Source organism: Agarivorans sp. Toyoura001 (assembly GCF_005405585.1).
Lineage (GTDB): Bacteria > Pseudomonadota > Gammaproteobacteria > Enterobacterales > Celerinatantimonadaceae > Agarivorans.
Window position 1 is genome coordinate 23827 of the sequence record NZ_BJEQ01000014.1, and the last position, 11919, is coordinate 35745.

The 11919-nt window shown below is 45.3% G+C and carries 11 protein-coding genes and 3 tRNA genes; 2 read left to right on the plus strand and 12 right to left on the minus strand.

What is annotated here, in order from left to right; translation table 11 throughout:
• Positions 1-19: 19 nt before the first annotated feature.
• From hflX to FFR00_RS15470, 7 genes are all read right to left on the minus strand, one after another.
• On the minus strand, positions 20-1312 hold the full coding sequence (gene hflX / locus FFR00_RS15440) for a ribosome rescue GTPase HflX (RefSeq protein ID WP_137674320.1): 1293 nt from the start codon (positions 1310-1312) through the stop codon (positions 20-22).
• Positions 1313-1362: 50 nt separating this feature from the next.
• On the minus strand, positions 1363-1611 hold the full coding sequence (gene hfq / locus FFR00_RS15445) for an RNA chaperone Hfq (RefSeq protein WP_137674321.1): 249 nt from the start codon (positions 1609-1611) through the stop codon (positions 1363-1365).
• Between the two features lie 86 nt (positions 1612-1697).
• Complete coding sequence (gene miaA, locus FFR00_RS15450) at positions 1698-2624, minus strand: tRNA (adenosine(37)-N6)-dimethylallyltransferase MiaA (protein ID WP_137674322.1); 927 nt, start codon at positions 2622-2624, stop codon at positions 1698-1700.
• On the minus strand, positions 2617-4455 hold the full coding sequence (mutL, locus tag FFR00_RS15455) for a DNA mismatch repair endonuclease MutL (protein ID WP_137674323.1): 1839 nt from the start codon (positions 4453-4455) through the stop codon (positions 2617-2619). The genes miaA and mutL overlap by 8 nt, the downstream gene beginning before the upstream one ends.
• The gene (locus FFR00_RS15460; RefSeq protein ID WP_137674324.1) at positions 4456-5805 is read right to left on the minus strand and encodes an N-acetylmuramoyl-L-alanine amidase; all 1350 of its coding nucleotides are present in this window, start codon (positions 5803-5805) and stop codon (positions 4456-4458) included.
• Positions 5795-6265 (minus strand): tRNA (adenosine(37)-N6)-threonylcarbamoyltransferase complex ATPase subunit type 1 TsaE, encoded by a 471-nt coding sequence (gene tsaE, locus FFR00_RS15465; protein ID WP_137674325.1) that lies wholly within the window; start codon positions 6263-6265, stop codon positions 5795-5797. The genes FFR00_RS15460 and tsaE overlap by 11 nt, the downstream gene beginning before the upstream one ends.
• Positions 6265-7785, minus strand: a complete 1521-nt coding sequence (locus FFR00_RS15470) for an NAD(P)H-hydrate dehydratase (RefSeq protein ID WP_137674326.1) — start codon at positions 7783-7785, stop codon at positions 6265-6267. The genes tsaE and FFR00_RS15470 overlap by 1 nt, the downstream gene beginning before the upstream one ends.
• Here FFR00_RS15470 and queG point away from each other — a divergent pair.
• Together queG and ppgK are read left to right on the plus strand one after the other, a co-directional pair.
• Positions 7784-8917, plus strand: a complete 1134-nt coding sequence (gene queG / locus FFR00_RS15475; protein ID WP_137674327.1) for a tRNA epoxyqueuosine(34) reductase QueG — start codon at positions 7784-7786, stop codon at positions 8915-8917. The two genes, FFR00_RS15470 and queG, sit on opposite strands and share 2 nt — an antisense overlap.
• A 59-nt stretch (positions 8918-8976) precedes the next feature.
• Positions 8977-9714 carry a polyphosphate--glucose phosphotransferase gene (ppgK, locus tag FFR00_RS15480; protein WP_137674328.1) on the plus strand — a complete coding sequence of 246 codons (738 nt, stop codon included), beginning with the start codon at positions 8977-8979 and terminating at the stop codon, positions 9712-9714.
• On the opposite strand, the gene FFR00_RS15485 is transcribed toward ppgK, so the two are convergent.
• The 5 genes from FFR00_RS15485 to orn form a co-directional block, all read right to left on the minus strand.
• The gene (locus FFR00_RS15485) at positions 9715-10431 is read right to left on the minus strand and encodes a DNA alkylation repair protein (RefSeq protein WP_137674329.1); all 717 of its coding nucleotides are present in this window, start codon (positions 10429-10431) and stop codon (positions 9715-9717) included.
• A 110-nt stretch (positions 10432-10541) separates the two neighbouring features.
• Positions 10542-10617: transfer RNA gene (locus FFR00_RS15490), tRNA-Gly, on the minus strand.
• A 161-nt stretch (positions 10618-10778) separates the two neighbouring features.
• Positions 10779-10854: transfer RNA gene (locus tag FFR00_RS15495), tRNA-Gly, on the minus strand.
• A 209-nt stretch (positions 10855-11063) separates the two neighbouring features.
• Positions 11064-11139: transfer RNA gene (locus FFR00_RS15500), tRNA-Gly, on the minus strand.
• 223 nt (positions 11140-11362) lie between these two features.
• A complete protein-coding gene (orn, locus tag FFR00_RS15505) occupies positions 11363-11917 on the minus strand; it encodes an oligoribonuclease (protein WP_137674330.1) in 555 nt (184 codons plus the stop codon).
• Between the last annotated feature and the right edge of the window lie 2 nt (positions 11918-11919).

Here is an 11919-nt window from a genome sequence, read left to right on the forward strand (position 1 = left end):
CAGAAGTTAAAGTTAATGCCTACTCACATTGAGCAATAAAACTTTCTAAATTATGGTCAAATTGCTTATCCAACCGCTGCCAAGCAATAGCATCTAATCGAATATCAACAACGATATTTCCTTCATCGTCTAAGCGTTCACCTGCTACGCAGTCTAACTGATATAGACGACTACGCAAGCGACCTTCGCTTGGTGGTAAACGCAAAGTGTGGTTAACCATTTCACCAACTAAACGTTCGCTGATTGCCTTGTATAAAAGTGGCAACCCTTCTCCCGTTAACGCTGATACCCACACTTTTTGGGGTAAACCTTCTTCATCACGCTCTATGCGTGGTGCCATATCGGGATGCTGGTCAACTTTGTTGAATACCTGCAAAAATGGGATTTCTCCCGCACCGATCTCTTCTAATACTACCTCAACCTGTTCGATATTCTCAGCCATTCTTTCATCACTACAATCAATCACATGTAATAATAGTTGAGCTTCTCTTGTTTCGGTTAAAGTCGCTTTAAATGCTGCGACTAAATCATGAGGAAGGTGGCGAATAAAGCCTACCGTATCAGCAAGAATTACCTTGCCTACGTCCTCAATGTCTATTTTTCTTAAGGTTGGGTCCAACGTTGCAAACAATTGGTCAGCAGCATATACCTTGGATTCGGTGATTTGATTAAACAATGTGGATTTACCCGCATTGGTATAACCCGCTAACGAAACCGTGGGTAATTCTGCGCGCTGCCTGGCTCTGCGCCCTTGCTCTCGCTGTTTACCTACTTTCTCTAAACGCTGTTGAATTTGTTTAATACGCGCCCGAAGTAAACGGCGATCTGTTTCTAGTTGCGTTTCACCTGGCCCACGTAAGCCAATCCCACCTTTTTGTCTTTCTAGGTGAGTCCAGCCGCGAATCAGTCGAGATGACATATGCCGTAACTGCGCCAGTTCTACCTGTAACTTACCTTCGTGGGTACGTGCGCGTTGAGCAAATATGTCTAATATGAGGGTTGTACGATCAAGTACCCGAGCCTCACAGAGCATTTCTAGATTTCGCTCTTGTGCTGGCGATAAAGCGTGATTAAAAATAATCACATCCGCTTGGGCACTTTTAACACATTCGGCAATTTCTTCAGCTTTACCCGCACCCACAAAATATTTGGGATGAGGGGAAACTCGGCTACCGGTGATGGTAGCAACTGCGTTAACGCCTGCAGAACTGACTAACATCTTCAGTTCTTGCAGGTCTTCTCGCTCATCTTCGTCATTAAAGTTTACATGGACTAAGATGGCTTGTTCACCTGCTTCATAACGGTCAAACAAGCTTTTCTACTCCTTGGTAGTCACCAAGGCTAAGGTGCCTTCGCAATATTCTACTCTTCGGTTTTGGTTTCGCCAGGTACTGGGGTGTGGTGTGGAACAGCGCGCGCTGGAACCACAGTAGAGATAGCATGTTTATATACCATCTGGCTGACAGTGTTTTTCAACAAGATTACAAACTGATCAAATGATTCAACTTGGCCTTGCAACTTAATACCGTTTACTAAATAAATTGAAACGGGAATGCGTTCACGTCGTAACGCATTCAAAAATGGGTCTTGTAATGATTGCCCCTTCGCCATGTTATTGTTCCTTTTTTCTTATTAATTAATTGGCACAGATCAAATTCGATTATATACCACTAAGTTGGAGCCTTATAGCGACATTTTCAAGTATCACTTAGCGATTTAGTAATAATTTTGTTGTTTTCCGGGTTTGCGCTTTCTAACCAGGTCAACGATGACCACGATTTTAACCAGTTCATTTGCTTCTTGGCTAACTGCCTGGTGGCTACAACGCCGCGAAAAACCATTTCATCGTAATCTATTTCACCACTGAGGTATTGCCACATTTGGCGATACCCAACGCTACGCATTGAGGGTAAGCTTAAATCCAAATCTCCTCTTTGCATCAGCGCTTTGACCTCAGCTTCGAAACCAAGTTCAAGCATTATTGTAAATCGTTGTTCAATGAGACTGTGCAACTGCGCTTTTTCTTTCGGCACAATAGCAAATTGATGCACTTTAAATGGCAATTCAGGCAGTGGCTGCTGATTAATCTCGGTTAAAGATTTCCCCCTCAGTCGGTAAACTTCAATTGCGCGCAGCAAACGTTGGTGATCATTAACGCTAATTCTGGCCGCACTTACTGGGTCAAAACCTGCTAGTTGCTGATGCAAAAGCTCCCAAGAGCCTAATGCAGCTTCTTGTTGAATTTGTTCGCGTAACAACGGATTTGCTTCAGGTAAATCAGCAATGCCTTCCACTAGAGCTTTAAAATACAACATGGTTCCCCCCACCAATAAGGGGATGTTACCGCGCTGATGAATCTCACTGATTTTTGCTAACGCATCTTTACGAAAGTCTGCTGCAGAATACACCGCAGTAGGGTCGCAAATATCAATTAAAGCATGAGGCGCCAAGGCTTGCTCTTTTGCAGTTGGTTTAGCGGTGCCAATATCCATTCCACGATAGATTAGCGCGGAATCGACACTGATTAACTCAAAACCTTGTTGTTGATGAAGCTCAATAGCTAGCGCGGTTTTGCCCGACGCCGTTGGCCCCATCAACGTAACAACCGGTAATGTATTACTCATTGGCAAACCCCGCGATACAAGGAGATAAATCCACTAGTCGCCAAAATGTACTCGGTAGCTCATCGGCATAAATCTGTTGTAAGCCCTGACAACACTCTACTGCCTGCTGCCAAGCAAAATCATTAGGTTTGTTTTGCAGTTTGATCAAACCACTTAACAAAGCCTCTGGTTGTTGCCATTCGCTATCAGGTAATTGGCTCATCGCCAACAACAAGCTAGGTATCAACAAGGCAAAATCCACTTTTCTGAATAGCTTGGGTACTTGAGCAACAATTAGCTGTTGCTTGTTTACTAAGTTAAAACTAAAACCTAAACGACGCAGTGAATCGTTTTGTTGTTTAACTAAATTGAGTAAATCTGGCTCAATATTTAGCTTTAGTGGCAATAACAGCGGAACACTATCTAAACCTTGCTGCCATTGCTCTAACGCCTGCTTAAACGCTAAATGCTGCTGGCTTGCCCACACATCAATCATCACAAGTTGCTGTTGGTGGCGAGCCAATAAGTAGCCATTAGCTTCTAAATGCAGCGGGTATAGTACTGACTCAGCCGCAGGCTTTACAGCCGGTGAAGCTGAGTTGGATGTAAAACTAGCGCTGGTATTTAGCCATTGATTGTTCGCATTTAGCTCTTGAACGCTAGGCGGCTCTGCACGATGTAAATTAGATTGGTAAGCATGACGATTATCTCCGCCCGTGCTGACACTTGTTGGTGACGACGCCCGTGGAGCGGGTGTTGCGGTGTAGCCATGAGAAACACTTGGCGTAGAAAAATCATTATCACTTGTTTCATTCGTCCAGTGAGAATATAGCTCTGCGGTTTGATTGGCTTGAGGAATTTTGCTTAAGGCCGATCCCAATACTTGAACAATATAGTCATGCACCAAACGAGCTTGATGAAATCGCACTTCGTGCTTAGCGGGATGAACATTTACATCGACTTGGTCTAAAGGCAGCTCTAAATACAAAACATAACAAGCATGCTGGTCATCACCCAGATACGGCGCGAAAGCTTGGCGAATTGCGTGTTGTAGTAGCTTGTCACGCATCATTCGACCATTTACATAAAAGTACTGCTGGTCGTTTTGGGCGCGAGCCACTTCAGGTAAACCCAACCAGCCATGTAAACGTAGCTGATCATGTTGATTGTCTAGATGCAAACAATGGTGAGTAAATGGCACACCCAAAACAGTACTTACTCGCTTTAACTGCTTATAGAGCTCTTTAGAAATACGGTATTGGCGAATCAATTTACCATTGTGTTTTAAGCTTACCGCCACATCAAAACGGCTCAAGGCTAAGCGCTTTAACAACTCATCGATATGAGAAAATTCGGTCTTTTCGGTGCGCAAAAACTTACGTCGTGCGGGCGTATTAAAAAACAAGTCTAATACTTCTACAGAACTGCCCACCGGGTGAGCACAGGGCTGCAAGCTTACCTGCATGTCTCGACCGGCAGCTTGCGCCTGCCAAGCCTGTTCTTGCTCTAAAGTGCGCGAACTTAAACTCAAGCGCGATACCGAGCTAATACTGGCTAGCGCTTCACCACGAAAACCTAGCGTTGCAATGGCACTTAAATCATCAAGGCTGTCTATTTTACTGGTAGCGTGACGACTTAATGCAAGACTTAACTCGTCTTTTACAATGCCTGAACCGTTGTCTCGAATAAGAATGCGTTTAGCGCCGCCTTTATCTATTTCTATATCGATACGAGTGGCACCGGCATCCAAGCAGTTTTCAATCAGCTCTTTAACCACTGACGCCGGGCGCTCAACCACTTCACCTGCGGCTATTTGGTTAGCCAACTGCGCGGGCAGTATTTGAATAGCCATTTAACTGTTAGGAATGGTCAGCACTTGACCAACTTTTAAAGTATTAGAAGATAGTTTATTGGCTTTTTTCAAGCCTGCCACACTGGTGTTGTAACGTGCAGCTAATACCGACAAAGACTCACCTTTTTTCACGGTGTGTTTTCTCACCCCGTAGGTTTGCGCATACAGCGTCCCGGCAAGAGGCTTGGCACGGTAATGGGCTTTAATACCTTTAACCACGGCTTTAGCAATGCGCTCTTGATGATTGCCAGTTTTAAGCAGCTTCTCTTCGTTATGGTTGGTAATAAAGCCAGCCTCTACCAAGATAGAAGGAATATCAGGAGACTTAAGCACCGCTAAGCTTGCATGTTCAGGGCGCTTCTTATGCAAACTAGTTACCTTACCCAGCTCACTCAATACTTTTTTGGCCACCTCGTAGGCGGTATTCATCGAGTAGTCCATCTGCATATCAATTAATGCAAAGTTAAGGTGGGCATCATTTTCTACACTGCCCATTACCTCGCCTACTCCGCCTAGCAAATCTGACTCAGCTTCGTGATCTTCTAAATGTCGGCCTACTTCACTTTTAGCTCGGCGAGTAGACACCACCCAAACAGACGCGCCTTTAGGTTGTGAAGAGGTAAAGCCATCAGCATGAATAGAGACTAAAAAGTCTGCTTTATTTTTGCGGGCAATTTGCGAGCGTTTATTCAGATTAACAAAGTAATCGCCTTCGCGAACTAACACCGCTTTTAGGCCTTTTTCTTGATTAATCAAACGCTGAGCGCGCTTAGCAATCGCTAAAGTAATGTTTTTCTCGTAGGTTCTACGGTTACCAATAGCACCAGGGTCTTCGCCACCATGGCCTGCATCAATCGCAATAATGATGTCCCTATTTCCCGCTAACTGCTGTTGGTTTTTCGCTTTGGATATTTGCTGCTGTTTTTTCTTGGTTTGAGCTGTACCTACTTTGTCTGGTAAATCAATCACTAAGCGGTGGCCGTAGTTGCCGGTAGGTTTTAACGCAAAGATAGTAGGGTTAACCGCCTGACTAAGCTCAATGACTAAACGGTAATCACCTTTCGCCTTTGGAGTACTGGCTCGAATTTTATTAACCAATGAGCCCGATAATTCTACCTTACTTAGCTCAGCCAGCATTTTGCTGTTTTCTAAATCCAGTACCAAACGATTCGGCGTGGTGAGGTTGAAGTGTTTAAATTCAGGAGCGCCCGACAAGTCTAATACAATACGCGTATTATCCGGGCTGCTCCACACTCGTACCCCAGATACATTTGCATTAGCCATCGCTAAGCCGCATACAAAATACAAAAATAAGCCCATCCAAGGGCTCAATTTAAGGCTATGCACCATGTTTACTTAACCACTCCACAATCTCTATTCCTTGCTCACTAAAAGCTTTTACTACGGCGCTGCGTTGCTCTCCGCGGTAGACCAGCTCAACCTGCAAATCTGCCTCAGGCAAAAAGCCTTGTCCTTTTTCTGGCCACTCCACCAAACATAGACAGTCGTCGGCAAAATAATCTCGAATGCCAATAAACTCTAACTCTTCAGGGTCGGCCAAGCGATACAAATCAAAGTGATTAACCCGCCAAGTATCTAGTTGATAAGGTTCCACCAAAGTGTAAGTGGGACTTTTCACCTTACCTTTGTGCCCTTTTCCTTGAATAAAACCTCGAGTAAGGGTGGTTTTACCCGCGCCAAGCTCGCCCTCTAAGTAAATAACACTTGCTTTCTGGCAGGCTTTTGCCAGTAACTCACCTAAAGCAACGGTTGCATCTGCGTCGTTTAGTTCAATTTGCCACGTTTTCATTACAGTTCTGGATTCACTAATTGTCTTATATAAGGCATCAAGTCTGAGGCTAACATGCCTCTCTCGCCTTGCGCTGCGGCTAGATCTCCAGCCATTCCATGAATACTCACCCCAAGGCAGGCGATATCAAATAACGAATGCTGCACTGCAAATTGGGCCATTAAGCCGCCGATTATACCAGACAAAACATCTCCCATCCCACCAGATGCCATGCCTGGATTACCAACATTACAAATTTTTACTTTGCCGTCATTCCCAGCAATGATGGTTCCAGCACCTTTAAGCACACAAACGCCGCCAAAAGCTTGCTGGATATGGCGTGCAGCTGCAATTCTATCACCCTCAATATCTTCCACAGAGCAAGCTAACAGTCTCGCAGCTTCACCAGGGTGTGGAGTCAAAACCCAATCATTTCGACGCAGCGGCGCTAGTGCTAAAAGATTAAGCCCGTCGGCATCAACCAAACAATGTACAGTTTGCTTAAAGGTTTCAGTTAGCAGCAATTTTGCCCATTGATCTTGGCCGAGCCCTGGGCCTATCACGACACAGCGGGCTGGCTTCAGTGATTCAGCCAACGGCTTTGTGTGTTCAAGCCCTATACCCGCTACCATTAATTCAGGGCGACCAGCGCTAACGACTGGTGAATTATCAGGGTGAGTGAATACATTGACCAAACCAGCACCGGCTCGCAAGCTGGCTTCGGCGGCCATGCGAATAGCCCCTGGCATGCCTTTTTTTCCGCCCACCACAGCCAACTGGCCAAATTGTCCTTTATGTGCTGTTTTAGAACGGCGCTGCAGCATTTGAGTTAATTCGCTCACCTCAACCCGCGAAACATCACTTACATTATATTTATCAAATTGTTGGTCAATGCCCAAACCAGCAAATACCAACTCACCGACATATTCCGCTGCATGGCCGGTAAACAAACCTTGTTTGGCGGCAATAAAGGTAATGGTGGCATTCGCTTTAATAACTGCGCCTAAGTTGCGACCAGTATTGGCACACAAACCTGAGGGTAAATCTAAACTCAACACTGGCGCTGTAGCGAGGTTAACCTTGGCAAATAAGTCACATAAAGGCTGGCGAAGCGAGCCAGTGATACCGGTACCTAACACACCATCAATAATCACATCGCACTGCCAGTCAAGCTCATCCAATGTCTCAAGCTTACCGCCAGCAGTTACCCAAGCTTCTTTTGCCGCACCAGCTTCACTGGGCTTGCCTGTTGTGCTACCAAGATCAATCACTTGAACTTGCTGACCAGACTGTTTCGCTAAACGAGCAACTACGTAAGCATCGCCACCATTGTTGCCGCCACCCGCTAAAACCAATAGTTTTTGCGCACCTGGCCAAGCACTCTGCAAATAATCAAAAGCGGCTTGTCCAGCCCGCTCCATCAGCAGTGACAAGCTGATACCTAACTTATCGGCAATCACGGCCTCTTGGCTTTTCACTACTTCGGCGCGCCATAAAGTCTGTGGTAAACTGTAAGAAAATAAATCGTGCTTTTGAGCCATGCCCATACCAACCGAAATTGACCTAAAACAGCTTGTTCAACATATCAAGCTGACAGCTAAATCGCTAGGTTTTCAACAGATCGGCATAACAGATGTGGATCTTAGTCAACATCATCAATCTGTGGAGCAATGGCTAGCTAAAGACTACCACGGCGAAATGGACTATCTGGCGCGAAACCTTGAGTTACGTAAACACCCCGAACTATTACACGAAGGCACTCAACGAATTATTTCTGTGCGCATGGATTACTTGCCCGAAGATGCCAAATTTGCCCAAAGCCTAAGTAACACCGAACAAGCCTACATAAGCCGTTATGCATTGGGCCGCGACTATCACAAGCTAATGCGAAAACGCCTGAACCACCTAGGTAAAGCGATTAATGATTACTGTGAACAGCAGCTAAATATGCGTCCTTTTGTGGACTCTGCGCCAGTAATGGAACGCCAGTTAGCCAGCAAAGCAGGATTGGGTTGGACCGGTAAACACACCTTGGTGATTAATCAAGATGCGGGCTCTTGGTTTTTCTTAGGTGAGCTATTTGTAGATTTACCGCTGCCCATTGACCAACCAGTTAAAGAGCAGTGCGGAGATTGCGTAGCCTGTATCACCATTTGCCCAACTCAAGCGATTGTTGAGCCATATCAAGTAGACGCGCGTCGCTGTATTTCTTACCTCACCATCGAATACGATGGTGTGATAGACGAAGAACTGCGCCCCCTGATGGGCAATCGTATTTATGGTTGCGACGACTGCCAATTGGCCTGCCCTTGGAACCGTTACGCACAACTAACCCAAGAAGCCGACTTTGCTGCCCGCGAACAGCTCGACCAACCAACGCTATTACAACTTTTTGCATGGACAGAAACAGAGTTTCTTAAGAAAACCGAAGGCTCCCCCATTCGTCGTATTGGCCACCAGCAATGGTTGCGAAACATAGCCATTGCCTTAGGTAATGCCAGTTACTCAGAACAAGCCATTCAAGACTTACAGTCAAAACAAGATGTTAGCGACGTTGTACAAGAGCATATTGATTGGGCCATTAAGCAACAATTGGCCAAAGCCAGCAAAGCTTCACGAAAAACCGCACGTTTGATCCGTATTATAGAAAAAGGATTAACTCGAGATGCTTAATGCCCTGAGCCATTAAGTTCTGTTACACTTTTTTAGAATAAAATAATGGGAAGCAGCTCATGCACTTACTTGGCGTTGATATAGGTGGCACAGGCATTAAGGCCGCCATCGTTGATTCAAATACGGGTCAGTTGATTAGTGAACGACACCGCATCGCAACACCACAACCAGCCACTCCTCAGGCGGTTGCCACCTGCTTAAAAGAAATGGTTGAGCACTTTGCCTGGCAAGGGCCTATTGGCTGCGGCTTCCCAGCTACGGTGAGTCATGGCGTGGCGCAAACCGCTTCTAACATCGATAAAAGCTGGATTGGTACCAATGTTGAAGCCTTGTTTTCAGAGTATACCGATTGCCCCTGCTATGTGGTAAACGACGCAGACGCCGCAGGCATGGCTGAAATGGCGTTTGGTGCGGGTGTAAATCATCAAGGTGTGGTGGCCATTATTACCGTAGGTACCGGCTTAGGCAGCGCCGTTTTTGTCAATGGCGAGCTATTACCTAATACCGAATTTGGCCATATTATTCTTGAGGGAAAAGTGGCTGAGCATTATGCCAGTGCCCGAGTGCGAGAAACCGAAGAGCTTAGCTGGAAAAAGTGGGGCAAGCGCTTCAACTTATATTTACAGCGCTTAGAGTTTTTAATGTCGCCCGATTGTTTCATTATTGGCGGTGGAGCCAGCAAAAAGTTTGATAAGTACTCAGAGCAACTGGCCCTTAAAGCGGAAGCTCTGCCAGCTCAAGGATTAAACCAAGCAGGCATTGTAGGCGCGGCCATGTACGCGCAGCATCAATGTTAACTATTTAAGAATGTCTCCACTTAAATAGGCCTTACGCAAAGGTTCATCAAAGCGCTCTATACTATATCGCAGCAACTCTCGAGGCAGTTGATTGAGATGTTGCTGCAAAAATCTTTCAACAGCATGTTGATTCCGTTTGGCTAACTCTCGCAGCATCCAGCCCACCGCTTTATGCATTAATGGATGGTAATGAGTGCAAAAGCGTTCGGCTAAAGATAACGTCAGCTGGCTGTCATTTTGTCGAATGTAATAAAAACAACTCACCATGGCAATGCGTTGCTGCCACATACTGTCACTGGCAGCGAACCTTTCTAACAAATCCTTATCTTGCTGTTGCCAAATATACGGGCCAACGATTTTGGGCGCCGAGCAATCTACCAAATCCCAATTATTCACCCATTGGACATGCTGCAAATAAAAATCAATTACCTGCTGTTGCTGACTCAGTGTCTTTGATTTTTGGTAATGGCTACACAACACCACTAAGGCAAAAAAGCGTTCTTCATGAAACGCCGAGCTAATGAGCTCATCCAACTCTTCTATGGCCAGCGGATAAGTTTTAGCTACGTTGCGAATATCTGGCACCCGAATTCCGAGAAACTGATCACCCTCGCCATATCCACCCGCGTAGGCTTGAAAGTATCGAGGGATAAAAGCGGCCTTTTCAGCATCGGCATGTTTGCGAAGCGCTTGTTTTATTTGAGCAAGCTGAACCATCGAATGCCTAGTTATTAAAGAAAGGTATTCTGCTAGCTTAATGCAAAGAGCCAAAAATGTTTATTCCTGGCAATAAAAAAGCCCCGCATCAATGATGCAGGGCTTTAATTTGGAGCGGCACATCAGGTTCGAACTGATGACCTCAACCTTGGCAAGGTTGCGCTCTACCAACTGAGCTAGTGCCGCTTAATTCTTTATCACTATTTAGCGTGTAAGAATGCTCAACCAAGGTTGCGCTACTCTTTATACCCACTCTGAGCTAGTGCTGCTTAATTCTTCGCTAAGTATATTTTAGCTGGAATCTTTCTTACTTCTTCAGTCATTTGGTGATAACTAAAGCTTTAATTTGGAGCGGCACATCAGGTTCGAACTGATGACCTCAACCTTGGCAAGGTTGCGCTCTACCAACTGAGCTAGTGCCGCTTTATTCTTTATCACTATTTAGTGTGTTCAAGTGCTCAACGAAGGTTGCGCTACTCTTAATACCCACACTGAGCTAGTGCCGCTTTATTCTTTATCACTATTTAGTGTGTTTAAGTGCTCAACCAAGGTTGTGCCACTCTTGTTATCCACACTGAGCTAGTGCTGCTTTTTAAACCTCAATCATTTGGTGATGACTAAAGCTTTTAATTTGGAGCGGCACATCAGGTTCGAACTGATGACCTCAACCTTGGCAAGGTTGCGCTCTACCAACTGAGCTAGTGCCGCTTTAATCACTATTTAGTGTGCAGAGAGTTCAACCAAGGTTGCGCTACTCTTTATATCCACACTGAGCTAGTGCCGCTTTATTCTTTCTTGCAACACCCAAGGTGTTACAACTAAACAAGCATTAAGCCGTGGCTTCACGTTGTTTAGGGCTGCGAATTATACGAGGAATTTTTACCTTTGCAAGAGCTGCAATTAAAAAAATTACAGCTCTTAAACTGTTTGTTTAGTTTTCGCCCAGTTTAAAGAAGGTTTTTTGATAGTGCTGCATTTCAGCAATAGATTCTCGAATATCATCTAGCGCTAAGTGAGTTCCGCTTTTAGTAAAGCCATCAAGAATTTCTGGCTGCCAGCGGCGCGCTAATTCTTTCACCGTGCTTACATCAATATTTCGGTAATGAAAAAACTGCTCTAACTCAGGCAGGTACTGGTGCATAAAACGGCGGTCTTGACCAATGCTATTACCACACATCGGCGAAACTCCTTTAGGCACCCATTGCTTAATAAAAGCAATAGTTTGCTCTGTAGCTTGCTGCTCGTTTACCGTGCTAGCTCGCACGCGGTCAACTAAACCAGAGCCAGTGTGAGTATTAGTACACCACTCATCCATACCCGCTAATACTTCATCAGATTGATGCACAGCAATCACTGGCCCCTCTGCAAGTATGTTTAATTGAGCATCGGTAATGATGGTAGCAATCTCTAATACGCGATCGCTGATGGGCTCGAGACCAGTCATCTCCATATCAACCCAAACTAAATTCTGTTCGCTAACAGTCATGT

Coding starts and splice junctions, on each gene's coding strand:
- ppgK (WP_137674328.1), top strand. CDS start 8,977: ATGCACTTACTTGGCGTTGATATAGGTGGCACAGGCATTAAGGCCGCC.
- FFR00_RS15460 (WP_137674324.1), bottom strand. CDS start 5,805: ATGGTGCATAGCCTTAAATTGAGCCCTTGGATGGGCTTATTTTTGTAT.
- mutL (WP_137674323.1), bottom strand. CDS start 4,455: ATGGCTATTCAAATACTGCCCGCGCAGTTGGCTAACCAAATAGCCGCA.
- FFR00_RS15485 (WP_137674329.1), bottom strand. CDS start 10,431: ATGGTTCAGCTTGCTCAAATAAAACAAGCGCTTCGCAAACATGCCGAT.
- queG (WP_137674327.1), top strand. CDS start 7,784: ATGCCCATACCAACCGAAATTGACCTAAAACAGCTTGTTCAACATATC.
- orn (WP_137674330.1), bottom strand. CDS start 11,917: ATGACTGTTAGCGAACAGAATTTAGTTTGGGTTGATATGGAGATGACT.
- tsaE (WP_137674325.1), bottom strand. CDS start 6,265: ATGAAAACGTGGCAAATTGAACTAAACGACGCAGATGCAACCGTTGCT.
- FFR00_RS15470 (WP_137674326.1), bottom strand. CDS start 7,785: ATGGCTCAAAAGCACGATTTATTTTCTTACAGTTTACCACAGACTTTA.
- hfq (WP_137674321.1), bottom strand. CDS start 1,611: ATGGCGAAGGGGCAATCATTACAAGACCCATTTTTGAATGCGTTACGA.
- miaA (WP_137674322.1), bottom strand. CDS start 2,624: ATGAGTAATACATTACCGGTTGTTACGTTGATGGGGCCAACGGCGTCG.